At 73.0% G+C, this 26,060-nt stretch carries 23 protein-coding genes and 1 pseudogene; 13 read left to right on the top strand and 11 right to left on the bottom strand.

Going from position 1 to position 26,060, the window contains the following annotated elements; genetic code table 11:
• Positions 1-27: 27 nt before the first annotated feature.
• The 5 genes and pseudogenes from AC0OLQ_RS05985 to AC0OLQ_RS06005 form a co-directional block, all read right to left on the bottom strand.
• Entirely contained in the window at positions 28-471 is a 444-nt protein-coding gene (locus tag AC0OLQ_RS05985) for a hypothetical protein (protein ID WP_484530509.1), read from the bottom strand.
• A 100-nt stretch (positions 472-571) separates the two neighbouring features.
• Positions 572-919: a DUF779 domain-containing protein gene (locus AC0OLQ_RS05990; protein WP_357337223.1), complete on the bottom strand. Its 348-nt coding sequence runs from the start codon at positions 917-919 to the stop codon at positions 572-574.
• Positions 919-2,424 (bottom strand): aldehyde dehydrogenase, encoded by a 1,506-nt coding sequence (gene adh / locus AC0OLQ_RS05995; protein WP_484530510.1) that lies wholly within the window; start codon positions 2,422-2,424, stop codon positions 919-921. The genes AC0OLQ_RS05990 and adh overlap by 1 nt, the downstream gene beginning before the upstream one ends.
• Before the next feature lie 41 nt (positions 2,425-2,465).
• Positions 2,466-3,748 (bottom strand): annotated as a pseudogene (locus tag AC0OLQ_RS06000) (GAF domain-containing protein).
• The gene (locus tag AC0OLQ_RS06005; RefSeq protein WP_484530511.1) at positions 3,741-3,899 is read right to left on the bottom strand and encodes a hypothetical protein; all 159 of its coding nucleotides are present in this window, start codon (positions 3,897-3,899) and stop codon (positions 3,741-3,743) included. The pseudogene AC0OLQ_RS06000 and the gene AC0OLQ_RS06005 overlap by 8 nt, the downstream one beginning before the upstream one ends.
• Positions 3,900-4,071: 172 nt before the next feature.
• On the opposite strand from AC0OLQ_RS06005, the gene AC0OLQ_RS06010 reads away from it, so the two are divergent.
• From AC0OLQ_RS06010 to AC0OLQ_RS06035, 6 genes are all read left to right on the top strand, one after another.
• The gene (locus AC0OLQ_RS06010) at positions 4,072-4,737 is read left to right on the top strand and encodes a response regulator transcription factor (protein ID WP_484530512.1); all 666 of its coding nucleotides are present in this window, start codon (positions 4,072-4,074) and stop codon (positions 4,735-4,737) included.
• A complete protein-coding gene (locus AC0OLQ_RS06015) occupies positions 4,734-5,789 on the top strand; it encodes a sensor histidine kinase (RefSeq protein WP_484530513.1) in 1,056 nt (351 codons plus the stop codon). The genes AC0OLQ_RS06010 and AC0OLQ_RS06015 overlap by 4 nt, the downstream gene beginning before the upstream one ends.
• Positions 5,790-5,888: 99 nt before the next feature.
• Positions 5,889-8,012 (top strand): pyridoxal-phosphate dependent enzyme, encoded by a 2,124-nt coding sequence (locus AC0OLQ_RS06020; RefSeq protein WP_484530514.1) that lies wholly within the window; start codon positions 5,889-5,891, stop codon positions 8,010-8,012.
• Positions 8,009-9,130, top strand: a complete 1,122-nt coding sequence (locus tag AC0OLQ_RS06025) for a D-alanine--D-alanine ligase family protein (protein ID WP_484530515.1) — start codon at positions 8,009-8,011, stop codon at positions 9,128-9,130. Before AC0OLQ_RS06020 ends, AC0OLQ_RS06025 begins: the two co-directional genes overlap by 4 nt.
• Positions 9,127-9,762, top strand: a complete 636-nt coding sequence (locus AC0OLQ_RS06030; RefSeq protein WP_484530516.1) for a M15 family metallopeptidase — start codon at positions 9,127-9,129, stop codon at positions 9,760-9,762. Before AC0OLQ_RS06025 ends, AC0OLQ_RS06030 begins: the two co-directional genes overlap by 4 nt.
• Before the next feature lie 81 nt (positions 9,763-9,843).
• Complete coding sequence (locus tag AC0OLQ_RS06035) at positions 9,844-10,530, top strand: RlpA-like double-psi beta-barrel domain-containing protein (RefSeq protein WP_484530517.1); 687 nt, start codon at positions 9,844-9,846, stop codon at positions 10,528-10,530.
• A 64-nt stretch (positions 10,531-10,594) separates the two neighbouring features.
• Here AC0OLQ_RS06035 and AC0OLQ_RS06040 read toward each other — a convergent pair whose 3' ends face one another.
• The 5 genes from AC0OLQ_RS06040 to AC0OLQ_RS06060 form a co-directional block, all read right to left on the bottom strand.
• Positions 10,595-11,584, bottom strand: a complete 990-nt coding sequence (locus AC0OLQ_RS06040; protein WP_484530518.1) for an ABC transporter permease — start codon at positions 11,582-11,584, stop codon at positions 10,595-10,597.
• Complete coding sequence (locus AC0OLQ_RS06045; RefSeq protein WP_484530519.1) at positions 11,581-12,471, bottom strand: ABC transporter ATP-binding protein; 891 nt, start codon at positions 12,469-12,471, stop codon at positions 11,581-11,583. The genes AC0OLQ_RS06040 and AC0OLQ_RS06045 overlap by 4 nt, the downstream gene beginning before the upstream one ends.
• Before the next feature lie 11 nt (positions 12,472-12,482).
• Entirely contained in the window at positions 12,483-12,887 is a 405-nt protein-coding gene (locus AC0OLQ_RS06050; RefSeq protein WP_484530520.1) for a GntR family transcriptional regulator, read from the bottom strand.
• Between the two features lie 267 nt (positions 12,888-13,154).
• Positions 13,155-14,423 (bottom strand): 4-aminobutyrate--2-oxoglutarate transaminase, encoded by a 1,269-nt coding sequence (gabT, locus tag AC0OLQ_RS06055; protein WP_484530521.1) that lies wholly within the window; start codon positions 14,421-14,423, stop codon positions 13,155-13,157.
• A 3-nt stretch (positions 14,424-14,426) separates the two neighbouring features.
• A complete protein-coding gene (locus AC0OLQ_RS06060; RefSeq protein WP_357337310.1) occupies positions 14,427-15,863 on the bottom strand; it encodes a gamma-aminobutyraldehyde dehydrogenase in 1,437 nt (478 codons plus the stop codon).
• 142 nt (positions 15,864-16,005) lie between these two features.
• On the opposite strand from AC0OLQ_RS06060, the gene AC0OLQ_RS06065 reads away from it, so the two are divergent.
• Positions 16,006-17,445: an aldehyde dehydrogenase family protein gene (locus tag AC0OLQ_RS06065; protein WP_484530522.1), complete on the top strand. Its 1,440-nt coding sequence runs from the start codon at positions 16,006-16,008 to the stop codon at positions 17,443-17,445.
• Positions 17,446-17,451: 6 nt separating this feature from the next.
• Here the strand turns inward: AC0OLQ_RS06065 and AC0OLQ_RS06070 are convergent, their stop codons facing one another.
• Positions 17,452-18,684 carry an SUKH-3 domain-containing protein gene (locus AC0OLQ_RS06070; RefSeq protein ID WP_484530523.1) on the bottom strand — a complete coding sequence of 411 codons (1,233 nt, stop codon included), beginning with the start codon at positions 18,682-18,684 and terminating at the stop codon, positions 17,452-17,454.
• An 81-nt stretch (positions 18,685-18,765) separates the two neighbouring features.
• Between AC0OLQ_RS06070 and AC0OLQ_RS06075 the strand changes: the two genes are divergently transcribed.
• The 6 genes from AC0OLQ_RS06075 (at position 18,766) to nfi (ending at position 25,782) form a co-directional block, all read left to right on the top strand.
• On the top strand, positions 18,766-19,179 hold the full coding sequence (locus AC0OLQ_RS06075; protein WP_484530524.1) for a YbaB/EbfC family nucleoid-associated protein: 414 nt from the start codon (positions 18,766-18,768) through the stop codon (positions 19,177-19,179).
• 2 nt (positions 19,180-19,181) lie between these two features.
• On the top strand, positions 19,182-19,541 hold the full coding sequence (locus AC0OLQ_RS06080; RefSeq protein ID WP_484530525.1) for a hypothetical protein: 360 nt from the start codon (positions 19,182-19,184) through the stop codon (positions 19,539-19,541).
• A 24-nt stretch (positions 19,542-19,565) separates the two neighbouring features.
• Positions 19,566-23,873 carry a toxin glutamine deamidase domain-containing protein gene (locus AC0OLQ_RS06085; RefSeq protein WP_484530526.1) on the top strand — a complete coding sequence of 1,436 codons (4,308 nt, stop codon included), beginning with the start codon at positions 19,566-19,568 and terminating at the stop codon, positions 23,871-23,873.
• A complete protein-coding gene (locus AC0OLQ_RS06090) occupies positions 23,870-24,316 on the top strand; it encodes a hypothetical protein (protein ID WP_484530527.1) in 447 nt (148 codons plus the stop codon). Before AC0OLQ_RS06085 ends, AC0OLQ_RS06090 begins: the two co-directional genes overlap by 4 nt.
• Before the next feature lie 53 nt (positions 24,317-24,369).
• Entirely contained in the window at positions 24,370-24,954 is a 585-nt protein-coding gene (locus AC0OLQ_RS06095; RefSeq protein WP_484530528.1) for a DinB family protein, read from the top strand.
• A 141-nt stretch (positions 24,955-25,095) separates the two neighbouring features.
• The gene (gene nfi, locus AC0OLQ_RS06100; RefSeq protein WP_484530529.1) at positions 25,096-25,782 is read left to right on the top strand and encodes a deoxyribonuclease V; all 687 of its coding nucleotides are present in this window, start codon (positions 25,096-25,098) and stop codon (positions 25,780-25,782) included.
• The last annotated feature ends 278 nt before the right edge of the window (positions 25,783-26,060 follow it).

Here is a 26,060-nt window from a genome sequence, read left to right on the forward strand (position 1 = left end):
CCCTCTCGGCCTGTCGCCCGCTGACCGCTACCGCCGGGCGCAGCGGGTGACGAGGCGGAGCGGTTCGGTGGTCTCGGTGAGCGAGTTCGGCTCAACGACGAGGCGGGCGGTGGCGGTGGACGGGCCGGCGCGGAAGGCGCCCGTGTCGGCCGGGATGGTGGCCGTCCAGGTCCCGGCGGTGCGGTCGTCGGTGCACGCGCCGATCATGCCGAAACCGAAGCCGGTGACCGAGGCGCGTCGGACCCGCTGACCGAGGTGCACCTCGATGTATGCCAGCCCCCGCTCGGCGCCGCAGTCGTACCGGCCGCCGATCGTGGCGGTGTGCGCGCGGACGTCGGCGGATCCGAACCAGCTGACGGAGATCCTCGGGGCCGGGGCGGCGACGGCGGCGCCCGGCGCGAGGCCGAGCGTGGCGGCGGTGGCGAGCGTGGCGAGGCCACCGCCGAGCACGGGGTGTCTGACCGGGCGCATGCGCGGACTCCTTTCTGGCGGTGGTGGGATGCTGCTCCGATGTGGACCGGCGTCAGCATCCCACCCGTGCGGTGCCGGCGAGCTGGAAGATCTCGGACAGTCAGCGGGCGAGGTGGGAGCGGATGAGGAAGCGGACGCCCTCGGGGGCCTCCAGGGAGAAGCCGCTGCCCCGGCCGGGCACCACGTCGACCGTGAGCCGGGTGTGTTTCCACAGCTCCCACTGGGCTGTGGACATCCAGAACTCGACCGGCTCGGGCACGCCCTCGACCTCCAGCGAGGCGAGCAGCACGTCGGAGCCGCCGGTGCGGAACTCGCCGGCCGGGTAGCACATCGGGGCGCTGCCGTCGCAGCAGCCGCCGGACTGGTGGAACATGATCGGGCCGTGGGCCGCCCGCAGCGACCGGATAAGGCCGGCCGCCGCGGGCGTCAGGGTGACCGGGTCACCCATCAGAAGAAGCCCAGCTTCTTGGGGGAGTAGCTGACCAGCAGGTTCTTGGTCTGCTGGTAGTGCTCCAGCATCATCTTGTGGTTCTCCCGGCCGATGCCCGACTGCTTGTAGCCGCCGAACGCGGCGTGCGCCGGGTAGGCGTGGTAGCAGTTGGTCCAGACCCGGCCGGCCTGGATCGCCCGCCCGGCCCGGTACGCGGTGTTGATGTCCCGGGTCCAGACACCGGCGCCGAGGCCGTACAGGGTGTCGTTGGCGATCTTCACGGCGTCGTCCAGGTCGGCGAAGGAGGTCACCGAGACCACCGGACCGAAGATCTCCTCCTGGAAGATCCGCATCGAGTTGTCACCCTCGAAGATCGTCGGCTCGACGTAGTAGCCGCCGGACAACTCGCCGCCGAGGTCCGCCCGTGAGCCGCCGGTGAGGACGCGAGCGCCCTCCTGCCGGCCGATGTCCAGGTAGGAGAGGATCTTCTCCAGCTGGTCGTTGGAGGCCTGCGCCCCGATCATCGTGTCGGTGTCCAGCGGGTGCCCCTGCTTGACCTGCTGCGTCCGCGAGACTGCGGCGGCCAGGAAGTCGGAGTAGTGGCCCTGCTGGATCAGCGCCCGGGACGGGCAGGTGCAGACCTCGCCCTGGTTGAGGGCGAACATCGTGAAGCCTTCGAGGGCCTTGTCCCGGAAGTCGTCGGAAGCAGCGCTGACGTCGTCGAAGAAGATGTTCGGGCTCTTGCCGCCCAGCTCGAGGGTGACGGGTTTGATGTTCTCGCTGGCGTACTGCATGATCAGCCGCCCGGTGGTGGTCTCGCCGGTGAACGCCACCTTCGCCACCCGCGGCGAGGAGGCGAGCGGCTTGCCCGCCTCGACGCCGAAGCCGTTGACCACGTTGACCACGCCGGGCGGGAGCAGGTCGGCGACCAGCGAGAGCAGGTAGTGGATCGAGGCCGGGGTCTGCTCGGCCGGCTTGAGCACCACGGCGTTGCCGGCGGCGAGCGCCGGGGCGAGCTTCCAGACCGCCATGAGGATCGGGAAGTTCCACGGAATGATCTGCCCGACCACGCCGAGCGGCTCGTGGAAGTGGTACGCCACGGTGTCGTCGTCGATCTCGCCGAGCGAGCCTTCCTGGGCCCGGACCGCTCCGGCGAAGTAGCGGAAGTGGTCGATGGCGAGCGGGATGTCGGCGGTCAGCGTCTCGCGTACCGGTTTGCCGTTCTCCCAGGTTTCGGCGATGGCGAGGGATTCCAGGTTGTCCTGCATCCGGTCGGCGATCTTGTTGAGGATGAGCGACCGCTCGGCCACCGAGGTGCGGCCCCAGGCGTCGGCGGCGCCGTGCGCGGCGTCGAGCGCCCGCTCCACGTCCTCGGCGGTGCCCCGGGCCACCTCGCAGAAGGTCTGCCCGGTCACCGGGGTGGGGTTCTCGAAGTACCGGCCGCCGTGCGGCTTCACGTACTCGCCGCCGATGAAGTGGTCGTAGCGGGACTGCCAGTGGGTGGGGGCGTTGTAGCGCGTCATGGGTACCTCCGCCGTCCGTCAGGGGTGGATGGCGGAGGACGTTAGTTTCCGCGACGTTGCAGCAACGTTGCGCGCGGCAGGTCGTACTCCTCAGCGAGCTGGCGGGCCCGGGCGAGGGCGAGCGGCCGGCGCGGCGCGCCCGCCGGCAACGCCCGCGCCAGGGCCTGCCAGGCGGTGAGGTCGTCGGCCCCGGCTGGCGTCGCGGTCCAGGCCGTGAGCAGCGCCGGGTCCGCGGCGGCCAGCACGGCCGCGCGGAGCTGGCCGTCGACCAGCCGGCGCAGTCGCGCCACTCCCGGCGCGTCCGACCCGGGCAGCAGGGGCCCGGGTACGCCCGCAGCGCCCCGGCCGGATCGCCGTGTTCCAGCAGTTCGGTGACGGTACGGAAGTCCGCGCGGACGGTCGGCCGCAGCCGGTACGGGCGCGAGTCGAGCAGTTCCTCGCCGAGCGCCCGGCGCAGCCGGGACAGTTCGGCGCGCAGGGTGACCGGGTGCAGCCGGTCGTCGCCGTAGAGGTCGAGGCCGAGCTGTTCCCCGGTGCGCCCCTCGGGGTGATCGAGGAGCAGCACCAGCAGCTCGCTGTGCCGCCGGCCGAGCCGGATCCGCCGGCCGCCGACGCGCAGCTCCGCCTCGTCCCGGCCGAGGGCGGCGACGTGCAGCACGCCGGGTTCGGCGGGGGCGGCGCCGGCCAGGAACGCCTCGGCGGCCCGGGCGGTGGCCCGGACCAGGGCCAGGCTCTGCGGGGTGGCCAAATGGTCCCCGCCGGTGATGTCGACGGCGCCGAGCAGCCGGCCGGTGACCGGGTCGTGGATCGGGGCGGCGGCGCAGGTCCAGCGCTGCACCGGCCGGACGAAGTGCTCGGTGGCGAAGATCTGCACGCTGTGGTCGACGGCCAGCGCGGTGCCGGGCGCGTTGGTGCCGGCGTGGGCCTCGTCCCAGCGGGCGCCGGGCACGAAGTTCATCCGCTCGGCGTGCCGGAGCACCCCCGGATGTCCCTCCACCCAGAGCAGCCGCCCGTCCGCGTCGCAGACGGCCATCAGGTGCGCACCGTCCTGCGCGATCCCGCCGAGCAGGTCGCGGAAGAGGGGGAGCACACGGGCCAGCGGGTGGGCGGCCCGGTAGCTCGCCAGCGCGTCGTCGGTGAGGTCGACCGGGGCGGTGGCCTCCGGGTCGAGCAGCGCGGACCGCTCCCACGACCGGCGGACCACGTCGCGGACCCGGCCGGTGGTGGCGCCGGCGGTGAGGAACGCTTCGTGGGCGGCGCCGACCTGCGCGATCCGCTCCGCCGGATCGGCACCGAATTCCAGGGCGAGCCACGGGTCAGCCATCGGCGACCTCCTCGCGCCCATGGTGACCCAGGTCACCGCCGAACGCCAAGCCACCTTCAAATTTGTCAATGACAAGTTCGAGGGCGGCCACCGGTGCCGCGACGAGGTGGAGCGGCGGACCGACGAACTGGCCGCGGGTGATCCGGCTCACTCCTCGACCGCCGTCGGCCGCTCCGGACGGGACGAAAGGCCCAGACGGCACCACCGGGATCTGTGCCTGCCCGCCGACGTGGAGGATTGCTCCGGCGGCGCTTACGGAACCCTTAACTCCTGCCTGGGACCGTATGCGGGACGGATGAGGAAAGCACGGGGAGCGGGTAGCGGTGCGGGTGTTGGTGGCGGACGACGAGCGGTTGCTGGCGGACACGGTCGCCCAGGGGCTGCGTCGGTTCTCGATGGCGGTCGACGTCTGCTACGACGGCGACGGTGCGTTGGAGCGGATCGGCGTCAACCGGTACGACGTGGCCGTGCTGGACCGGGACATGCCCGGCGCCACCGGCGACGAGGTGTGCCGCAGCCTCGCCGGGTCCGACGCCGGCACCCGGGTGCTGCTGCTCACCGCCGCCGCCGGGATCCGAGACCGGGTGGCCGGCCTCGGGCTGGGCGCCGACGACTACCTGACCAAGCCGTTCGCCTTCGCCGAGTTGGTGGCCCGGGTGCAGGCGCTGGGCCGACGGTCCGTACCGGCGGTGCCCCCGGTGCTGCAGTGGCACGGGGTGGTGCTGGACGTGGCCCGGCACACGGTCACCCGGGACGGGCGGCAGCTCGGCCTGAGCCCCAAGGAGTTCGCCGTCCTGCACGTGCTCATGCGCGCCGGGGGCGGCGTGGTCAGCGCCGAGGAACTGCTGGAACAGGCCTGGGACGAGTTCGCCGACCCGTTCACCAACGCGGTCCGGGTCACCGTGATGACGCTGCGCAAGAAGCTCGGCCAGCCGTCCATCATCCACACCGTGCCGAAGGCCGGTTACCGGATCGGCGAGCCGGCGTGAGCCCCCGCCGCCGCGTCCTGCTGGTCGGGGTGCTGGCCCTGCTCGGCGGTTACGTCTCGTCCGGCCTCGGCAAGGGGCTGCTCGGCCAGCTGTGGTGGCGGGCCGAGGAGTTCTGCGACCTGCGGGCGGTCGGCGTGGTGATCTGCGAGCCGGCTCGCCCGCTCATCCCCGTGTTTCCCCAGCTGGCCGAACTCCTGCTCCTCCTGGTCGGTGTGCTCGCGCTCTGGGGCGCGGCCCGCTGGTGCCTGCGCCCGGTGCGCGACCTGGCCGACCCGATCGCCGACCTCGGGCCGCAGAACCTGGGTCACCGGATCCGCCGGGGCAGCCGCGACGAGCTGGCCCGGCTCGCCCGCGCCATCGACGACATGATGGACCGGGTCACGGCCGGCTACGAGGGGCAGCGGCGGTTCGCCGCCAACGCCTCGCACGAGCTGCGTACGCCGCTGGCGGTGCAGCGGACGCTGATCGAGGTCGGCATGGCCCAGTCGCTCACCGGCGAGCAGCTCGACCTACTCACCGCCCAGCTGCTGGCCACCAACGAGCGCAACGAGCGGCTCATCGAGGGCCTGCTCGCGCTCAGCGAGAGCGACCAGGGGTTGCGCTCCTCCACCCCGCAGCGCCTCGACGAGATCGTCACCACCGTGTTGGCCGCGTACGGGGACCGGGCGGCCGAGGCCGGCGTGACGGTGGAGAGCCGGCTCGTGCCCCGGATCGTGCCCGGCGAGCGGGTGCTGCTGGAACGCCTGATCGGCAACCTGGTGGAGAACGGAATCAAGTACAACCGGCCGGGCGGCCGGCTCACCGTCACCGTCGGCGGGGACCCGGCGCTGACCGTCACCAACACCGGCCAGACCGTCCCGGGCGAGGCGGTCGCCGGTCTCTTCGAACCCTTCCGGCGCCTGGCCCGCGACCGGACCAACCAGGGCGGCGGGGCCGGACTCGGCCTGGCCATCGCCCGCTCGATCACCCAGGCGCACGACGGCATCATCGCCGCCCGCCCCGGCGAGGACGGCGGCCTGCGGGTCGACGTCCAGCTACCCGCCCTGCGCTGACCCACCCTTCGCAGACCTTCGGGAGCCGCCCTCGCGGCATCCCGCGATACCACCTGCCCGAAAGCGACCGACGGCGTGCGCCGCCGGAGAGGAGACCCCGTGCCGACCCGTACCGATCAGGCCGCGCCGCCGGCCGGCCGGGCGGTCTGGGCCGACGTGGCCAAGGGTGCCTGCATCATCCTCGTGGTGCTCTGGCACGTGATCGTCAAGCACTACCTGCGGATCGACTGGCGGATCGACCTGCCCGTGCCGGGCGCCTGGGGGCTGCTCGGCGAGCAACTGCTCCCGCTGCGGATGCCGCTCTTCTTCACCCTCTCCGGGATCTTCGCGGCGAACGCCGTCGCCCGGCCCTGGCGGGTGGCCGGCCGTCCGCGGATCGCGCGGAACCTCTACCTCTACGCGACCTGGCTGCTGATCCACACCGCCCTGCTGGCCCTCGTGCCGGACTTCCCGACCGACCGGGCCACCAGCCTCGGCGGCCTGCTGGCCCAGCTCACCGTCACGCCCTCCAACCTCTGGTACCTGTACGCGCTGGCGCTCTACTTCGCGCTGGCCAAGGCGCTGCGCCGGGTCCACCCGGCGGTGCTGCTCGCGGCGTCGGGCGCGCTCTCCGCCGTGGCGGCCACGGGCCTGCTGGACAGCCCGGGCAACCGGGGGCAGGTCTACCAGAACCTGGTGTTCTTCCTGGCCGGCGTGCACCTGCGGCCGTACCTCCAGCGCTGGGCGGAGGGCGCGACCACCCGCCGACTGGCCGCGACCGGGACGGCGTACGCCGTCGCGTTGGCCGCCATGGCGACGGCCGGGGCCGAAGGCTGGCCCGGCGTCCGGCTGCTGGTGTCGGTCGTCGCGGTGGCGTTCGGGGTCACCGCCGCGGCCCGGATGGCCCGGCTCGGGGCGGTCGGCGGGGCGCTCGCCCGGCTCGGCCGGCGGACGCTGCCGATCTACGTGATCCACATGCCGGTGCTGGCGCTGCTGCACGGCTTCCTGGCCGGCCCGGTCGCCGACCTGAACCGACCGGGGCGGGCGTTGCTGATGGCCGCCTACCCGGTCCTGCTCACCGCGGTGGTGCTGGCGCTCAGCCTGGCCGTCCACCGCGGGCTCACGGCGGCCGGCGCGCGTTGGCTGTTCGACCTGCCGCGCCGCGCCGGCACCGACCACAACCGAGAGGGAGAGACCATGTCCCCCAGCCACGCCCCGGCCCTGCCGGACCGGGCCAGCGTCGAGGAGGCCGCCCGGTGGTTGTCCGGCCGGGTGGTGCGTACCCCGGTGCTGAACAGCCCGGCGATCGACCGGCTGGCCGGCGCCCGGATCCTGCTGAAGGCGGAGAACCTCCAGACCGGCGGTTCGTACAAGATGCGCGGCGCGATGCTGGCGGTGGGCCGGCTCGCCGCGGCCGGCCACACCGGGGTGGTCGCGCAGAGCACCGGCAACCACGCGGTGGCGGTGGCGCTGGCGGCCCGCCGGCACGGGTTGGCCGCGACCGTGGTGCTGCCGGTCGACGCCGCGCCGGTCAAGGTGGCCCGGGCCCGGGCGGCGGGGGCGCGGGTGGTCCTCGCCGGCAGCACCGTCGAGGAGCGGCTGGCCGCCGCCCGGCAGTTCGCCGCCGCCGACGGTCACCCCTTGGTCGACGCGTACGACCACCCGGACGTGGTGGCCGGGCAGGGCAGCGCCAGTCTGGAGCTGATCGAGGAGGCGGAGCGCGCCGGCACCCCGCTGGACGCGCTGGTGGTGCCCGTGGGCGGGGGCGGCGGCGTGGCGGGCGCCTGCCTGGCCGCCGACGGCACCCCGATCGCGGTGTACGGGGTCGAGCCGGTCGGCTGCGACTCGCTGGCCCGCAGTCTCGCCGCCGGCCGGCCGACGCCGGTCGTCCCGGCGCCCACCATCGCCGACGGGCTCCGCCCGGGCTGCGTCGGCGACCTGCCGTTCGCGGTGGCGCGGGACGCCGTCCGGGGCGTCGTCCGGGTCGACGACGAGGCGATCGCCGAGGCGTTCCGGCTGCTCCTGCTGGAGCTGAAGGTGCTCGTCGAGCCGTCCGGGGCGGCCGGGCTGGCCGGCGCGCTGCGGCTGGCGGCCCACCCGGGCGACCCCGACGGCGGGGAGCGGGGGCGGTACCGGACGGTCGGCGTGGTGCTGACCGGCGGCAATGTCGAGGCGGAACTGGTCGCCCGGTTGGCGACCGGACCCGTCGCCGACCCGGCACGGATGGAAGGGGTGGCGGCGTGAGCGCTGCGGTTCGGATCGGAGTCCTGTTCGGTGGCCCGTCGGCGGAGCACGAGGTCTCCTGCGCCTCCGGGCTCGGCGTCGCCCGGGCCCTGGTCCAGCGGGGCCACCAGGTGGTGGCGCTCGGGATCACCCGGACCGGCGGGATGCGGCTGGTGCCGGAGTCGGTGCTGGCCGAGCGCTGCGGGAGCGTGGGTGCCGGGCGGGCCATCGACGACCGGCTGCCGGTGACTGGCCCGGCCGTGGAGCTGCGGGCCGGGGCGCGCGCCGGCACCGTCGCGGTCACCGCGGCCGACGCGCCCGGGGCGGTGCACGCCGAGCTGGATGTGGTCTTCCCAGTGCTGCACGGCCCGTACGGCGAGGACGGCGTGGTGCAGGGGCTGCTCGAATCGCTCGGGGTGCCGTACGTCGGGTGCGGCATCCTCGCCTCCGCCGTCGGGATGGACAAGGTGGCGATGAAGCGGGCGCTGCGGGCCGAGGGGGTCCCGACCACCCCGCACGTCTGGTTCGACGCGCCGGCCTGGCGGGCCGCGGAGGACCCGGAGAAGCTGGTCGTCGGGCTGCGCCGGCCGCTGTTCGTCAAGCCGGCCCGGATGGGCTCCTCCATCGGCATCTCCCGCGTGGCCGAGGGCGACGACCTGGCGGCGGCGGTCGAGGAGGCGCTCCGGCACGACCACGTGGTGCTGGTCGAGCAGGGGGTGACCGGCCGGGAGCTGGAGTGCGGCGTGCTGGGCGGCTGGCGGCCGGAGGCGTCGGCGGTCGGCGAGGTCCGGGTCGCGGGCGGCTGGTTCGACTACCGGCAGAAGTACTTCGGCGACGCGGATCCGATGATCGTCCCGGCGCCGCTGCCCGACGAGGTCACCGAGCGGATCCGGGAGCTGTCCGTCCGGGCCTTCACGGCGATCGGCGGCTGGGGGCTGGCCCGGGTCGACTTCCTCTACGACGAGACGGCCGGCGACCTGTTCGTCAACGAGCTGAATACCCTGCCCGGCTTCACCGCGCACTCGATGTATCCGAAGGTGTGGGCCGAGTCCGGCGTCGACTACCCCGAGGTGGTGGACCGGCTGGTCGCGCTCGCCTTCACCCGGCACGCGGCCCGGCCCCGAGGCGGTGCGGCGTGATCCTGCTCTCCGACCCCCGGGTCGCGGCGGTGTCCAGCCGGGACGACGGCGAACCGCTGGTCGACCTGCGGGAACTGCCGGAGCTGCGGCTGGACAGCCGGGCCGCCGACCCCGCCGGGGCGTACGCCCGGGTGCGGCGCGGGGTCGCGGACCGGTTGCTGGCCGCGCAGCGCGCGCTGCCGGCCGGCCTGCGCCTGCTGGTCGTGGAGGGGTACCGGCCGTACCGGGCGCAGCTCGACATCTTCACCGGCTACCGGGACGAGCTGCGCCGGCGCTACCCGGACTGGTCGGCGGAGCGGCTGCACCGGGAGACCACCAAGTTCGTCTCGCCGGTCGAGGTGGCGCCGCACAGCACCGGCGGCGCGGTCGACCTCACCCTCTGTGACACCGATGGGGTCGAGTTGGAGATGGGCACCGCCCTCGACGCCACCCCCGAGGAGAGCGCCGACGCCTGCTTCACCGCGGCCCGGCACATCCCGGTGAGCGCCTGGCGGAACCGGCAGGTCCTGGTGGCCGCGCTGAGCGGGGCGGGGCTCGTGAACTATCCGACCGAGTGGTGGCACTGGTCCTACGGCGACCGGTACTGGGCGCTGCTCACCGGAGCGCCGCACACCCGTTACGGTCCGTTGTGATCTGCCGTCCCGGCTGAACGGTCCGGCCCTTCCGTCCGTACCAGGCGTCGTACGAGACCACCGGACGACGGGAGAGACAACGTGAAGGTGCAGCGCAAGCACGTGCTGGCGGCGACCGTGACACTGGCCGCCTCGGCGGTCGTCGCGGTGGGCACGGGGATGGGGTTCGCGGAGACCACCCCCGCCGGGCAGTCGGCCTGTGCGGGGTCGGTGACCTTCTCGGCGGAGGGCGGGGCGCCGGCGGCGACCAGCGACCGGTTCCCGGTGGGCACCCGGCTGCGGGTGACCAACCTCGACAACGGCAAGGTCGCCACGGTGACGGTGACCGGCCCGTCGGGCAGTTGCGTGCTGCTCAACGCCGCGGCGATGGACCTGGTTCGGGAGCCGGGCAAGAACGTGATCCGGCGCAACGTGGTGGAACGCCTGGACGGCGGAGCCCCGGCGCCCGGCGCGGCCCGGCCGGGTGGCGGCGCCCCGGCGGGTGAGGCCCGGCCGGGCAACGCCCAGCCCGGCGGCGCGCCCGTCGGCAGCGCATGCGCCGGGGCGATCACGTTCTCGGCCGAGGGCGGGGCGCCGGCCGCCACGAGCGGGCAGTTTCCGGTGGGTACCCGGCTGCGGGTGACCAACCTGGACAACGGCAAGGCGGCGACCGTGACGGTGACCGGCCCGTCGGGCAGTTGCGTGCTGCTCAACGCCGCGGCGATGGACCTGATCCGGGAGCCCGGCAAGAACCTGGTCCGGCGCAACACCGTCGAACTGCTGCGCTGACCGGTGCCCGGTGGAACGCCAGGGCGGGTGCGCCGTGGCGTTCCACCGGGCAGGGCCGGGCCGCTCAGGCGATCCGGCGGATCCGGCGTACGGCGAGGTAGAGCAGGAGGGCGGCGAGGGCGACGAAGATGCCGGTCTCGATCCACTGGAACAGCCAGAACCGGTCCGCCGGCTGGTAGAGCTCCCAGTTGTAGGCGCCGGGTCCGGCGCCGATATCAGCCCCGCAGCGGCCGCCGTCCGGTGCCTGGCCGCCCGGCGGGCACATGATCCGGGTGTCGGCCGCCAGCATCTTCCCGTCGGCGTCGCGCACACCGCTGGAGAGGACCCAGTTGCCCCGGTCCTCCTGCAGCGGATCGGCCCCCTCGATCGGGAAGGTGAGGGTGCGGGCGGGCTGGTAGTGCGGTCTGGCCAGGATCGCCACCGCCGCCCGGACCCCGATGAACGCGGCCAGGGTGACGCCCATGGCGGGCAGCATCCGGCGCCACAGGGTGCCGGCGAAGATTCCGAGCGCCACCGCGAAGAGGGTGTAGCCGATCGGGGCGATGCCCTGCAGGTCGAAGACGATGAAGCCGAGGCGGCCCTCGTGCGCGGCCTGGGTCAGCGGGCTGACCCACCAGGCCATGCCCAGTCCGTAGCCGATTGCCAGGGTCACCGTGACCACGACAGCCAGGCCGAACTTCACCAGGGCCCACCGCGTCCGGCCGACGCCCTGCGTCCAGGCGAACCGGTGCGTGCCCTGCTCCACCTCCCGGGCGACCAGCGGGGCGCCCCAGAACAGGCCGACGATCACCGGCAGGACGACGAGCAGGACCGCCACCAGGTTCAAGCTGGCGTACCGGTTGGTGAACTGGTGGAACCCCGACTCACAGCCGTGCGCGGTGGCCTGGTCGACGTCCGAACGCGCCAGCTGACTGACGCAGTCGGGCAGCCCGAGCTCGGTGAAGCTGTGCCGCATCGACAGGCCGATCGGGACCATCAGGGCCGCCAGCGCGGCGAAGCCGAGGAGGGTGAAGAGCAACTGCTTGCGGTGCTGCCGCCAGGCCAGCCAGATCATGCCGGCACCTCCCAGGCCGTGTGGCTCGTGGTGGTCTCGCCCTCGGCGAGGTGCGCCAGCACGAGGTCCTCCAGCGTCACGTCGTGCACCGTCCACTCCGGAGAAAGGGCACCGCCGTTCGTACGGACCAGCAGCGTTGACTGCCGGGCGGTGTGGCTCGCCCGGACCACGGCGTCGACCCCCTCGATCGGTTCGCCGCCGTGCCGGGGCCCGACCAGCTGCCGGTGTGCGGCGACCAGGTCGTCGACCGCGCCCACCAGGTGCACCCGGGCGGCCTGCAGCACGACCAGGTAGTCGCAGACCCGTTCCAAGTCGGCCAGCAGGTGCGAGGAGAGCAGCACGGTCGTCTCGGAGTCGGCGACGCTGCCCATCAGCGACTGCAGGAACTCCCGGCGCGCCAGCGGATCGAGGCTGGCGACCGGTTCGTCGAGGAGCAGCAGCCGGGGCCGCTTCGCGAGTGCGAGCGCCAGCGCGACCTGCGCCCGCTGGCCACCGGACAGCTTGCCGACGGGCAGCTTCGGCGGGATGCCGAGCTGGGCCAGCCGGTTGCGGGCGAGCGCCCCGTCCCAGCGCTTGTTCATCCGGCGGCCCAGCTCCACCAGCTCGGCGGCGGTGAAGTCCCGGTAGAGCGGGGTGTCCTGGGCGACGAAGCCGATCTCCGGCAGCACCGACGGGTTGGCGTACGGCGCCTCGCCGAAGATCCGCACCGTGCCGGCGTCCGGCCGCAGCAGGCCGACCGCGAGGTGCAGCAGGGTGCTCTTGCCGGCCCCGTTGGGGCCGACGAGGGCGGCGATCCGCCCGGCGGGCAGGCGCAGCGAGCAGTCGCGCAGCGCCCAGGTTCTTCCGTACCGTTTGCCGAGCTGCTCGGCCTCCAGCGCGATCTCCATCGGCTGTCCTTTCATCCTGCTGAGGCGGGTTGGGCGCGCGTCGTGCCGGCCCGCATGGTGGTCTCGACCAGGGCGGTGACGTCTTCCGGGGTGAGCCCGGCGGCGCGGGCGCGGTGCAGCCAGGACACCAGCTCCGCACGAAGCTCGGCCTGATCGGCCAGCGACGAGCCGGCGAGGGTCCGACGGACGAAGGTGCCGACGCCGGGGCGTCCCTCGACCAGGCCTTCGATCTCCAGCTCGCGGTACGCCTTCAGCACCGTGTTCGGGTTGATGGCCAGCGACTGCGCGACGTCGCGGACCTTCGGCAACTGGTCGCCAGGCGTCAGCAGCCCCACCCGCAGGGCCTGTTTGACCTGCTGGATCAGCTGCACATAGGTGTTCACCTTGGACCGGCCGTCCAGTACGAACTCGATCACGCGACGCCCTTCTATTGTCCTACGACAGTAGGACTATAGAACAGGACAGTCGTGGTGGGGACCCCTGTGGAGGATTGGACGTGCCGGAGGGACGCCGTGCCGGCGTTCGTCAGCGAGGTCGCGGCGCTGCAGGACGAGCGAATCGACGATGTCGCCGCGGTGTGGCGGACCGTCGAGGAGTGGATGGGCGGCTGGGGTGGAACACCATGGGTCGCTCCTGGGGGGATCGAGACCCATGGTGTTCCACGTACACCGGCTGACCGCCGGTCAGCCGACGGCCGCGTCCAGGATGCCCAGGCCCCGGGCCAGCTCGTCGTCGGAGATGACGAGCGGAGGCAGGAAGCGCAGCACGTTTCCGTAGGTGCCGCAGGTGAGGGTCAGCAGCCCGGCCGCGTGGCAGGCCGCCGAGATCGCCGCCGTGGCGGCCGGGTCCGGGGTCAGCGTGCCGGGCTGGACGATCTCCACGGCGAGCATCGCGCCGCGGCCGCGCACCTCGGCGACGCGCGGGTCGCGGGCGGCGATGGCGCGCAGCCGCTCGACCATGACCGCGCCGATCCGCCGGGCGGCGGCGGCCAGGTCCAGCTCGTGCATGGTCTCGATGGCCGCCAGCGCGGCCGCGCAGGCGATCGGGTTGCCGCCGTAGGTCCCGCCGAGGCCGCCGACGTGCACCGCGTCCATCAGCTCGGCCCGGCCGGTGACCGCGGCGAGGGGCAGCCCGCCCGCGATGCCCTTGGCCAGGGTGACCAGGTCCGGCTCGACGCCCTCGTGCTGGCAGGCGAACCAGTCGCCGGTCCGGCAGAAGCCGGTCTGGATCTCGTCGGCGACGAACACCACCCCGGTGGCGGTCGCCCACTCGCGCAGCGCCGGCAGGAACCCCTCGGCCGGCACCACGAAACCGCCCTCGCCCTGGATCGGCTCGATCAGCAGCGCCGCCACGTTCTCGGCGCCCACCTGCTTCTCGATCATCTCGACGGCCCGCGCCGCGGCGGTCGCCCCGTCGAGGCCGCCGTCGCGCAGCGGGTACGACATCGGCACCCGGTAGACCTCCCCGGCGAACGGCCCGAACCGGTGCTTGTACGGCATGTTCTTCGCGGTCAGCGCCATGGTCAGGTTGGTCCGGCCGTGGTACGCGTGGTCGAAGGCCACCACGGCCGGCCGCCCGGTGGCGTGCCGGGCGATCTTCACGGCGTTCTCCACCGCCTCCGCGCCGGAGTTGAACAGCGCGGAGCGCTTCTCGAAGTCGCCCGGGGTCAGCGCGTTGAGCTGCTCGCAGACCGCCACGTACGACTCGTAGGGCGCGACCATGAAGCAGGTGTGGGTGAAGCGCTCGACCTGCGCACGTACCGCCTCGACCACCCTCGGTGCGGCGTTGCCCACGTTGGCGACCGCGATGCCCGCCGCGAAGTCGATCCACTCCCGCCCGTCGACGTCGGTGATCGTCCCGCCGCCCGCCCGGTCGACGTAGGAGGTGATCGTGCTGCCGACGCCCCGGGCGACGGCCGCCCCGCGCCGCTTGTGCAGTTCCTCGCTCGACATCGGTCAGCCCTCGATGTTGTGCATGACGTGCTTGATCCGGGTGTAGTCCTCCAGGCTGTAGACCGAGAGGTCCTTGCCGTGCCCGGAGTGCTTGAAGCCGCCGTGCGGCATCTCCGAGACGAACGGGATGTGGGTGTTCACCCAGACGCAGCCGAAGTCCAGCCGGCGGGTCATCCGCATGGCCCGGCCGTGGTCCTTCGTCCACACCGAGGCGGAGAGGCCGTAGTCGACGCCGTTGGCCCAGCGCACCGCCTCGTCCTCGTCGGAGAAGCGCTGCACGGTGATGACCGGGCCGAACACCTCGTCCTGGATGATCTCGTCGGCCTGGCGGACCCCGGAGACCACGGTCGGGGCGTAGAAGTAGCCGCGCTCGCCGAGCTGGGAGCCACCGGTCTCCAGGTTCGCGTGGTCCGGCAGCCGGTCCACGAAGCCGCGTACCCGGCTGAGCTGGTTGGCGTTGTTCAGCGGGCCGTAGAGCACGTCCTCGTCGTCCGGCGCGCCGGTCTTCGTGTTGCGCGCCTGCTCGGCGAGGGCGGCCACGAAGTCGTCGTGGATACCCGGCCCGGCCAGCACCCGGGTCGCGGCGGTGCAGTCCTGGCCGGCGTTGAAGTAGCCGCCCACCGCGATCGCCTCGGCCGCCGCCGCCACGTCCGCATCGTCGAAGATCACCACCGGGGCCTTGCCGCCCAGCTCCAGGTGGGTCCGCTTGAGGTCCGGCGCGGCCGCCGCGGCGACCTCCATGCCGGCCCGGGTCGAACCGGTGATCGACACGAACTGCGGGGTCGGGTGGGAAACCAGCGCCCGGCCGGTGTCCCGGTCACCGCAAACCACGTTGAACACGCCCGGCGGGAGGAACTCGGAGGCGATCTCGGCCAGCAGCAACGTCGACACCGGAGTGGTGTCGGACGGCTTCAGCACCACCGTGTTGCCGGCCGCCAGGGCCGGGGCGATCTTCCAGACCGCCATCATGAGCGGGTAGTTCCAGGGCGTCACCTGGGCGCAGACGCCGATCGGCTCGCGCCGCACGTACGAGGTGTGCCCGGCCATGTACTCCCCGGCCGAGCGCCCCTCCAGCAGGCGGGCCGCCCCGGCGAAGAACCGGAACTGGTCCACCGCCGGCGGCAGCTCCTCGTCCGCGGTGAGCTGGCGCGGCTTGCCGGTGTTGCGGACCTCGGCGTCGACCAGCTCGGCCGCCCGGGCCTCCACCGCGTCGGCGAGCTTGAGCAGCGCCTTCTGCCGCTCGCCCGGGGTGGCGTCCCGCCAGGTCTCGAACGCGGCGGCGGCCGCCTTCATCGCCGCGTCCACGTCCGCCGCCCCGGAGACCGGCGCCTGGGCGAAGACCTCGCCGGTGCACGGGTCGATCAGGTCGGCGTACCCGCCGTCCACCGGGTCGACGTACTCGCCGTTGACGAAGTTGCGCAGCTGCTGCTGATCGCTCATCAGAAGTCTCCGAGGGGGTGGCCGAGGGGAAGGTCAGCGGAGGTTATCGCAATCTGACTGCCATCTTCGCTACTGAATCCGAGGCAGACAAGGGTCTGGGCAACTGTTTCCGCTAGGGCCTGCGTGGTCTACGCTGCCGAGCGTGGAGCCGAGAGCCTTCTATGTCGCCGGCCGCCCCGCCCACGGCGAGGGTGAGCTGACCGTCACCCACCCGTACGACGGCCGGACGGTGGGGCGTACCACCCTCGCCACGCCCGACCAGGTCGAAGCCGCCGTCGCGGCAGCAGCCGGAGTGGCCGCGACGGCCGCGGCCCTGCCCGCGCACGCCCGCGCGGCGGCCCTCGACCACGTCTCCCGCCGGCTGGCCGAACGGGCCGACGAGGTCGCCGCCCTGATCACCGCCGAGAACGGCAAGCCGGTGAAGTGGGCGAAGGCCGAGGTGGGCCGCGCGGTCTCCACCTTCCGCTGGGCCGCCGAGGAGGCCCGACGCTTCTCCGGTGAGCTGCAACGCCTGGACACCGACCCGGCGGCCACCGGACGCATCGCACTGGTCCGGCGGGTGCCTCGCGGCCCCGTCCTGGGGATCGCACCGTTCAACTTCCCGCTGAACCTGGTCGCGCACAAGGTCGCCCCGGCCATCGCCGTCGGCGCCCCCATCGTGGTCAAGCCGGCCCCGGCCACCCCGCTCTCCGCGCTGCTGCTCGGCGAGATCCTGGCCGAGACCGAACTGCCCGAGGGGATGTTCTCGGTGCTGCCGCTGCCCAACGAGCGCGCCGCCGAACTCGTCGCCGACCCACGGCTGCCGGTGGTGTCGTTCACCGGTTCCGGACCGGTCGGCGCGGCCATCCGCCGCGCCGCCCCCGACAAGCACGTCACCCTGGAACTCGGCGGCAACGCCGCGGCGGTGATCTGCGAGGACTGGTCGTCGGACGGGGACCTGACCTTCGCCGCGCACCGCATCGCCACGTTCTCCAACTACCAGGCCGGGCAGTCGTGCATCGCGGTGCAGCGGGTCTACGTGCACGAATGGCTCTACGACGGCTTCCTGCCCCGCCTCGTCGCGGCCGTCGACGAGTTGCGCACCGGCGACCCGGCCTCCGAGCTGACCGACGTGGGGCCGATGGTGTCCGTCGAGGCGGCCGAACGCGTCGAGGCGTGGGTCGACGAGGCAGTCGCCGCCGGAGCCACCATCGAGGTCGGCGGGCGGCGCGACGGCGCCACCTACCCGCCGACCGTGCTCAGCGGGGTGCCGTCGTCGGCCAAGGTCTGCACCGAGGAGGTGTTTGGGCCGGTGCTGGTGGTCGCCCCGGTCACCGACGCCCAGGCCGCGTTCGCCGCGGTCAACGACTCCGCGTACGGGCTGCAGGCCGGCGTGTTCACCCACAACCTGCAGACCGCCTTCCTCGCCTCGCGGACGCTGGAGGTCGGCGGGGTGATCATCGGCGACGTGCCGTCGTACCGGGCCGACCAGATGCCGTACGGCGGGGTGAAGGGCTCGGGTGTCGGACGGGAAGGGCTGCGCAGCGCCATGGACGACTACACCGAGCAGCGCGTCATGGTGCTGACCGGGGTGAAGCTGTAGGGCTGCTCACCAGGTGCCGTCGTCGCGGACCCTGGCCGGGGCGCGGCCGAGCAGCAGGGTGGTGAGGGCGGCGTCGATGTCGGGGCCGAGGAACCACTCGCCGGCCTGATCGAGCGCGAAGATCCGGCCGTGCTCGTCGACGGCGATGATGCTCTCCTGGCGCTCGCTGCCGAGCGGGAAGAGCCGTACGCCCAGGAGGGCGCCGAAGCCGGCGAGGGTGTCGGCGCTGTGAGCGCCGCGTAGCGGATTCGTGGTGAATCGGCTGATCCACACGTCCTGGCCCGGCCCCCGTCTGCGGCTGAGGATCGCCGGGAAGCCGGTAAGTGCCTGCTCGGCGGCTGGGAACGTCTCGTGCCGATGCCGCCGTCCGACGATCTCGCATGTCTCGGCGATCGCGCCCATCGCGAGCGCCTCGTTGAACATGCTGATCTGCCAACCCGCGTCCATGAGCGCGTGCGCGACCACATCGGGGAACCGGCCGGGCTGGATGATGTGCCGCGGCTCCGGGCGCCACTCTTCCGTGTATGCCAGATCGGACCACGGGAGGGCGTTGAAGCGCACCAGGAAGTTGATGCACGAGTCGCAGGGAAGCTCTGCCAGCCCACCAGCGGGATCTCCTGGTTCCCGGACCCGGAAGACCTCGAACCGGCCGGTGCCCAGGAGCGCTCGGGCCTCCTCGAGCGTCAGCGGGGGAAGGCCCTCGGCGGCGCGCCGGTGATCCTGATCGTGCAGGACGTCGGAGATGACGATCATCTCGGCGTGCCGCTCGCCGCCCCGGACCAGGTGGCCGGGGGCCAGGCCGTCCAGATAGGACCGGATCAGCGGATGGTGGTGCAGCTCGACCTCGCCCTTGGCCCCCTGCGCGATGTGCAGACGGCCGTCGAGGGTGAGGTGCGCCATGGCGCCGGGGGCGGGCCGGCGGGTGAGCTCCTGGAGCAGTTGGCTGGCCGGGTCGGCGGTGCGCGGCGCGCGGGGCGCGGCTGGTCGACGCTGCCGGAACAATTCCTCGACGGCGGCCGCCGGCACCCGTGGCCAGGTCGACACCTCGCCGGTCTCCTTGTCGATGACCGTGGTCGGCAGGTCGCCGGGGAGAGCCCGGGCCTCGACGGACACAGTGGACGTGACCAGGTAACCCAGCTCGAACTCCTCGACCCCGGGAGTGCACGGGAATCCCAGGCGCTCGGAGTCCCGTCGGGCCCAGACGGCGGCGAGTTGCTCGGCCTGCTGTCGTTCGATCACAGCGTGAAGTTACCGGACCCCACGGATTCCGTGGCGCCCGGTATGGTCGGCCCTACCGACGGTGACGGAAGGGGAGCGGCGGTGGCCGAGAGCGCGGACCGGGACGCGAACCGCGCGCTGCGTGCGCGGTTCGACGAGGTGTACGGCCAGTACCAGCGACTTCGGTCCGGTTTGGACGAACTCCAGACCAGGCTCGCCGAGCTGCGGGTGACCGAGCGCTCCGACGACGGTCAGGTGACCGCGGTCGTCGGCGCCCGCGGCGAGCTGATCAGCGTCGAGGTGGCTCCCTCGGTGTTCTACGACCGGGACGCCAGGGCCCTGAGCCGGAAGATCACCGACACCGTGCTGCGGGCATCTCGCGCCGCGGTCACCGCGACCCGGGAGCTGGTCGCCGCCTACCTGCCGCCGGGCTCGCCGTCGGTGGAGTTCCTGCGTACGCATGATTTCGGCGCCCTGCTGGGCCGGGCGGACGCCGTCCTGTCCCGCGGGGAATGACAGTGGTGGCCGACGGACAGCTCTGGCTGGACCCGGACCGGGCCCGGCGCGGCGGCGCCGACCTGGCCCTGGCCGGGGAGGCGGTTACCACCTCCCGGCGAGAGGCGGGGGATCCGATCGCGGCGGCCAGCGCGCAGCGGCCCTGGGGTCGAGACGACATCGGTGCCGCCTTCGACAGGCACTACCAGGGCTACGCGGAGACCCTGCTGCGGGCCTGGGAGATCCTCGGCCGCTCGCTCGAAGGGCTGGGCACAGACGTGGTGCGGTCCGCCGTCGCCACGGTGGCGACCGACCTGACCAACGCCCGCCAGCTCGGCGAGATCCCGCACCAGCAGCACAACCCGCACCGGCCCTGGCGCTGACCACCGGAGGATCCGCGCGTAAGCATGCTGCCCAGCCCGATCCCACACCCGCTCGACTACTGCCCCTGGGACGTGCCCGGCTGGATCTACGAGGCGCTGGACTGGGTCGTCGGCGTCGAGTGGCCGGAGGGCAACGAGCGCGCCGTCTGGGAACTGGCCGACCAGTGGTACGGCGTCGCCGACGTCCTGGGCGGCCCGCGTAACGACGCCACCACCGCAGCCGGCGAGGTCCGCAGCGGATACGGCGGCGTCGGCTTGGTGGCGCAGGCGTTCGACGTCGCCTGGGGCAAGGTCGCCGAGGGCGAGGACGCACCGCTGCACGTCCTGGTGGCGGCCACCGGCGAGCTGGGCAAGCTGGTCGACTCGTGCGGCTGCGACATCGAGGGCGCCAAGCTGGAGGCCTGGATCGAGCTGGGCATCCTGGTCGTCGAACTGCTCTCGCTCGCGGTGGCCACCGTGCTAACGATGGGCGCGGCCTCACCGGCGGCCGGTGCCGCGATCACGGCCAGCCGGGTCGCCGTGCAGCAGATCTTCAAGCGGCTGGTGGCCCAGTTGGCCCGCAAGGCCGTCAAGGAAGCGCTGAAGGAGGCCGGCGAACGGGCCGCCAAGGAGGTCGTCAAGAGCGGCGCCCGTGGGCTCGCCCGCCGGGCCGTGCTCGCCGGACTGGTCGAGGCGGGGCAGGAGGCCGGCACCAGCCTGGCGACGCAGGCGTACCAGAACTCCACGGGCCGGCGTGACGGCCTGGACCTGACCGACGTGGGCATGTCGGGGCTCGGTGGCTTCGCCGGCGGGGCGGCGGCGCCGCTGGCCGGCCTCGGACGGCACGCACATGGGCGGTTCGCACAGGTTGGTGAGCGCTTCGGGCGGGAGATGGCCGGCGAGACCCTGGCCGAGAGCGCGGCGGGGCTCGCCACCGGTCAGGACCTGTCGCTGGAGGACCTGGCCCGGGCCGCGGCCTCCGGCGCCAGCGGGTCCGCCACGGGGCAGGCCGACAGCGTTCTGCACCACCGGCTCGACGAGAAGCTGGCCGGTCTTCCCACGCAGCCGATGGACCTGGGGCTTCCACCATCCGGCGACGCGGCCGGCCTCATTCCAGCTCAGCGAATACCGGACCCGGCCGCGCTGGTCGGGGAGCCCGACCCCGGACCGATGCTCCACCCCGGCACTGCGGACTCCCGCTCGACATCGAGCCTTCCGTCATCGCTCGTTGGTGACGGGCCGGCTCCGGCGCGCCTCCCGTCCGTGGAGGTCGGGCATGCGGCGGCGAGTGTCGGCGCTCCACCGCACCTGCTGGACGCCGAGGTGACGACGAGCCCTCCGCGCGCGGAGGGGACGACAAGCGCAGTGTGGGCGGACGCCACGGAGAGCCCGACGCTCTCGTCCGTGACCGTCGAGGCGCCCGTTGCGGGCGCGGCCGTTTCCGACACCGCAGATCCGAAATCCGGCGCGGTCAGGGCGCCTGTGCTGCCCGACACCGGTACCTCGAACCAGATGACGCCGGTGCACGCGGCGGCCGCACCGACCGTGGTGGGTCCGCCTGCCACCGTTGCCCCACACCCGCCTGGGCCGGTGTCGGCGCCGCCGGACCGCCCGCCGTTGGGCACTGTGACCGGGCAGGCCGGGCCGCCGGCGCATCCGCACGCCGTGCCGGTCGCCGGCCCGGGTGCCGGGGTGCCCGTCAGCGGCTCGGATGGCCGGCCTGGCTCGAATCCCCGGTTTCCGCTGCTGGAAGCGCTGGCTCCGCAGCGCGCGGCCTCGGACCCGACGCCAACGCTCCCCGGCCCCTTCGCTCCGTTGCCGCCTCGTGGGATGACGGCCCAGGAACGGGCTGCCCGACTGGCGGCCGACCGTGAGGCCCTCGACCGACGCCGCTACCAGGGCTATCTCCGGTCGCAGCGAGAGCTGTACGAGGAGAACCGACGGCAAGCCCAGGTAAGGGAGCTGCGCGACGTCGCCGAGCAGCACTATGAGGCCGCGCGCTGGCTTCTCAAGAGGGCGCACGAGTTGCGCGAGGCGGGGCGGCAGCACCTCGCCGGCCAGCACGTGCGCGAGGGCCGGCTGAGGGAGCGCCTCCACTACCGAGCCGTCGACGCAGCGGAGGCAGTGCGCGCCGGCGAGCTGCTGCCGGCCGACGTGATGGTCGAGGACGACCTCGACTTCTACCGGATCAACGACGACATCGCCAACCTCGCGTTGGGTGCCGTGGAGACGCCGGACCACTCGGCGCTCACCGGCCACGGCCACCCACCGCCGATCGACCGCTCCCGCCGGTACGGCGTACGGGGCGGACTCCGGCCGCCGCTGGCGCTGCACCAGACCGACCTGGAGCGACAGATGCCGCGCAACCCCGACGGCAGTGTGGTGCGGACCGCCGACCCCCGGCAGGGCGGCTGGTTCCGGCTGGCGAACGACGGTGGACCCGCCGCGGACGCCACCCGGGGCATCAACTGCCTCGACTGCACCTTGTCTCTGTTCGAGACCTGGATGCACGGCCGGCCACGGGTCTCCGCGCCGCGTACCTTCGACGGCTACCTGCTGGGGGACGTCCGCCAGCCGGTGGGGGGCGAGGCGGACGGACCTCGCCGTGTGGAGGAGACCACGGGCGGCCGGTTCCAGAACCTCTGTCCGGCTGCCCTGTCGGGCGTCCCCGATACCGAGACGCGTGAGGTGATCGAGGACGGTTACCGCGACCTGAGCGCGCAGCTGCTGGCGGGGGGCCATGGCAGCTACGCCTTCCTCATCACCAGCCTGGAGGGCGGCGGCTCGCACGCCTGGGTGGCGCTGAACCAGAACGGCACGGTCCTCTACCTCGACCCGCAGATGGGCCGGATGAGCAAGCATCCGCTCTACACCCACAGCGGTGTCCGGGGTCCCGGCAACGTCGTGGGCCTCGACGTGCTGGTGCTCGGCCCCGACGGTCGGCCGATGCCGCTCGCCGGCCGGCCGCCGGGTGACTACAGCGTCCTGCCCGACCCGGTCGAAGCGCCGGCGCCACCCCGACCGCCCGACCCGCCGCCGCCACCCGACGACGGGGATACACCGGACTTCAACCGCGTCCACCTGCTCGGCGAATCCACCACCTTCCACCGGCCGGGCGGCACTCCGTTCCCGGGCAGCGCCCCGGACACGGAGTCGGAGGCGGTCCAGCTGCGGAACGCGCACCGCGACGCGCACGCCGACCGGATCGCCGCCGGGGTGTACGTCCGCGATGCGCTGGCCGCGAGCGAAAGCCTCGACGAGGTCTTCGCCGCCGGGGTGACGCCGGTCGAGCTGGCGCAACACGTCGACGGGCCGACGCTGCAACGGCTGGTACCGGAGCTGGATGCGGCGGCGGTCGGCGACCTGACGCAGCTGCTCGCCGACCCACGCGTCAGGCAGATGCTCGACCAGACGTGGGAAGCGCCGCCTCGAGGCGAGGAGTTGCTCGCCGAGACCCTGGTACGGCAGCTCGCCCAGCGCCCTGACCTGGTCCGCATGATCCTGTCGACTCCGGAGCTCGCCAACTCCCTGATCGCCCGCCCGGTCACCCTCCACCACCTGGCCAGCCATCAGAAGGCGATCGACGTGCTGGGCGAAGTCCTGGACGAGATCGCCGAGCGGGGCGCGGCAGTTGCTGCCGCAGCGCCTACACCACCTGTCGCACCGACCCCGCTTACTTCCGAGCAAATGGAGGTGAGCGCTGCCTTCGCCATTCAGGGCCCGCCCGCAGTGCAACCGGGCTTCGACCTGGGTCGCCTTGACGACGCTGCCTACCGGCAGCAGTACCTGAACCAGTTGTACGCATGCGCAGTTGTTGCGCAGGCCGAAATTGATGGGTTGGGACGAAGATTAGCTGATGCCTCGGGCGGCGGAGGCGAGTATTACCCCAGGCCGAAACCCAAGGACCGAGGGCGAGCCGAAGACAAGATCGACGGCTACGGCGGCGACGTGTCGCAACTGACAGATCTGGCGGCCGGCCGCGTCTCATACGAGTGCCTGGATGACCTGTATGAAGCGTTGGCATCGCTACGGGGTGACGAACGATTACAGCTCGTAGAGTTCGAGGATCGCTTTGTGGCCCCACAGAAGGGTGGCTACCGGGACGTGCAGATGATGGTTCGTACGTCTACCGGTCACATCGCCGAGTTCCGGTTGCAGTTGGCCGCCCTTGATGAGGTGGCTACTTGGGAGCATTCGCTCTATGAGGTGCGGCGTGACCTCGGCTCGGTGGCCAGGGAGCAGGGACGTAGCCTCTCGGACATGGAGTCGGCGATACGCAAGGGCATCATCCATCGTCAGCGTGAGTACTTCTGGACGGCCCTCGAATCGGCACTCAACGGAGGACACGAGTGACTAGCGCGCTCGAAGGAATCGACCTTCCTGGCTACTACGACTACTACAAGACACCCGTGAAGATGGTGCTCACGCCAGATGGGGGGCTTACTGCTTGGCGCTTGGACAAGAGGACGGGCGGCTGGCGGCCAGCGAACGACATCGTCGATGAGATCCTCTCTGCCATAGGTGGAGAAGTTTTTGTTCGCACGCCGGCTCAGTTTGTGCAGCGTACGGAGGCCGAGCGTGGGCGCTACCTAAAGGGCGAAGGGCCGATCTTCGCTCTGTACGAAACGGTCAAGGCCATCGACGACGTGGCTATCGCAGAGGGCCGTCCGTATACGCCTGAGGAGGCTGCCCTGATTGCGGGGATCCGTCGGCGGACGTTCGTGATGTTCGAGGAGCAGCTCCAGCAGGCCTGCGACCCCGGCGCCGACCCCACCATCGCCACCGCCGCCCGCTGACTCCCGCCCCAAAATGCCTTGCCGACCACCGATCCAACCGCGAAGGTCCCGGCATGTCTGACGCGCGCACCAGCACCGAGACCGATCGACCCACGCCTCAGTTCGCCTGGTCGAACATGTTCGTCAAGCCGGAGGACGACCCGCGTTCGGAGGGCGGCTTCGACGACGAGATGAGCGTCCTGGTCAACTACCTGCGGGATCAGCGCCTCACCCTCGAACTCAAGTGCGCGGGCCTCGACGCGGAGCAGATGGCCCGGCGGTCCGTGCCCCCGTCGACCATGTCGCTGCTGGGGCTGGTCCGGCATCTGGCGGAGGTGGAGCGGGGCTGGTTCCGCCGGACCATGGCGGGCGAGGACGCGCCGCGGATCTGGCGGAACGAGGCGGACCCGGACGCCGACTTCAACGGCGCGGTGGGTGCCCCGGCCGTCGTCGAGGAGGCGTGGGCGGTCTGGCGGGAGGAGGTCGCGTACGCGGAGCGGTTCGTCGCCGACGCCCCGGACCTGGAGGTCCAGGCGCGGCACGGCCACGAGAAGCTTTCGCTGCGGGAACTGCTGGTGCACATGATCGAGGAGTACGCCCGGCACAACGGGCACGCCGACCTGCTGCGCGAGCTGATCGACGGCCGCGTCGGCCAGTGACGCGGGCCGGCCCGGCTACGGTGACGCGATGACGGGTTCCCCGCGACGGCAGGCCGCCTCCCGGGCCGCGGGGTCCCTGGCCGGCTGCCTGAGCCCCGGCCAGGACGCGGGGTCGGCCGACCACCGGGGCGTTGGCCGCCAGTGACGGGCGAGGGAGTGCCGTACCGGCCGCCGGCCGACGTGGCGGAGGCGCTGCGCGTACAGGAGGAGTTGCGGTCCCGGGTCGACCTGGTCGGGCCGGGACCGACCGCGCCCGCGACGGTGGCCGGGCTGGACGTCGCCTACGCGGAGAGCGGTGACCGGCTGGCGGCGGCCGTCACGGTGCTGGACGCGGCCACCCTCGCCGTGGTGGACGAGGCGGTGAGCGTGGGCGGGTCGGCGTTCGACTACGTGCCGGGGCTGTTCGCCTTCCGTGAGCTGCCGGCGCTGCTGGCGGCCCTGGAGCGGTTGACCGTCCGGCCCGACCTGCTGGTCTGCGACGGGCACGGGCTGGCGCACCCCCGCCGGTTCGGGCTGGCCTGCCATCTCGGGCTGGTGACCGGACGGCCCGCGATCGGGGTGGGGAAGACGCCGCTGGTCGGCGTCTGGGACGAGCCGGCGCCGCAGCGGGGCGCCTGGACGCCGCTGCGCGACGGCGGTGAGGTGGTGGGCCGGGTGCTACGGACCCGGGACGGGGTGAAACCGGTCTTCGTCAGCGTCGGGCACCGGATGAGCCTGGACAACGCGGTGGACCGGGTGCTGGCGTTGACGCCCCGGTACCGGCTGCCGGAGACCACCCGGACGGCCGACCGGCTCTCCCGCCGGGCCCTGGCGGCCGCCCCCACCTGACCGGCCGCCTCCACCTGACCGGCCGCCTCCACCCGGCCGGCCGAGCCCGCCTGACCGGCCACCCCCACCGGCCGGCCGAGCCCGCCTGACCAGCCGCCTCCGTCTGACCGCCCGGCGCGCGGCCCAGGTTGCGCCGCCCGCGGCGACCGGGCCACGAAGAGTCGGAAATGATCATGCGAGCGGACCCGGCCGCATCGAGGATGGAGCGGGTGCCGCGGGGGTGTCGCGGCACACATGTGGAGTGCTCGATGGGCGGGTGCCCCTCCGGCCCGGTAGTA

The organism is Micromonospora sp. Utrum1, assembly GCF_057197805.1.

Excerpts from the sequence above, each read along its gene's own strand:
- AC0OLQ_RS05985 (WP_484530509.1), bottom strand. The coding sequence starts at position 471 with ATGCGCCCGGTCAGACACCCCGTGCTCGGCGGTGGCCTCGCCACGCTC.
- AC0OLQ_RS05990 (WP_357337223.1), bottom strand. The coding sequence starts at position 919 with ATGGGTGACCCGGTCACCCTGACGCCCGCGGCGGCCGGCCTTATCCGG.
- adh (WP_484530510.1), bottom strand. The coding sequence starts at position 2,424 with ATGACGCGCTACAACGCCCCCACCCACTGGCAGTCCCGCTACGACCAC.
- AC0OLQ_RS06040 (WP_484530518.1), bottom strand. The coding sequence starts at position 11,584 with ATGATCTGGCTGGCCTGGCGGCAGCACCGCAAGCAGTTGCTCTTCACC.
- AC0OLQ_RS06045 (WP_484530519.1), bottom strand. The coding sequence starts at position 12,471 with ATGGAGATCGCGCTGGAGGCCGAGCAGCTCGGCAAACGGTACGGAAGA.
- gabT (WP_484530521.1), bottom strand. The coding sequence starts at position 14,423 with ATGTCGAGCGAGGAACTGCACAAGCGGCGCGGGGCGGCCGTCGCCCGG.
- AC0OLQ_RS06060 (WP_357337310.1), bottom strand. The coding sequence starts at position 15,863 with ATGAGCGATCAGCAGCAGCTGCGCAACTTCGTCAACGGCGAGTACGTC.
- AC0OLQ_RS06085 (WP_484530526.1), top strand. The coding sequence starts at position 19,566 with ATGCTGCCCAGCCCGATCCCACACCCGCTCGACTACTGCCCCTGGGAC.
- AC0OLQ_RS06095 (WP_484530528.1), top strand. The coding sequence starts at position 24,370 with ATGTCTGACGCGCGCACCAGCACCGAGACCGATCGACCCACGCCTCAG.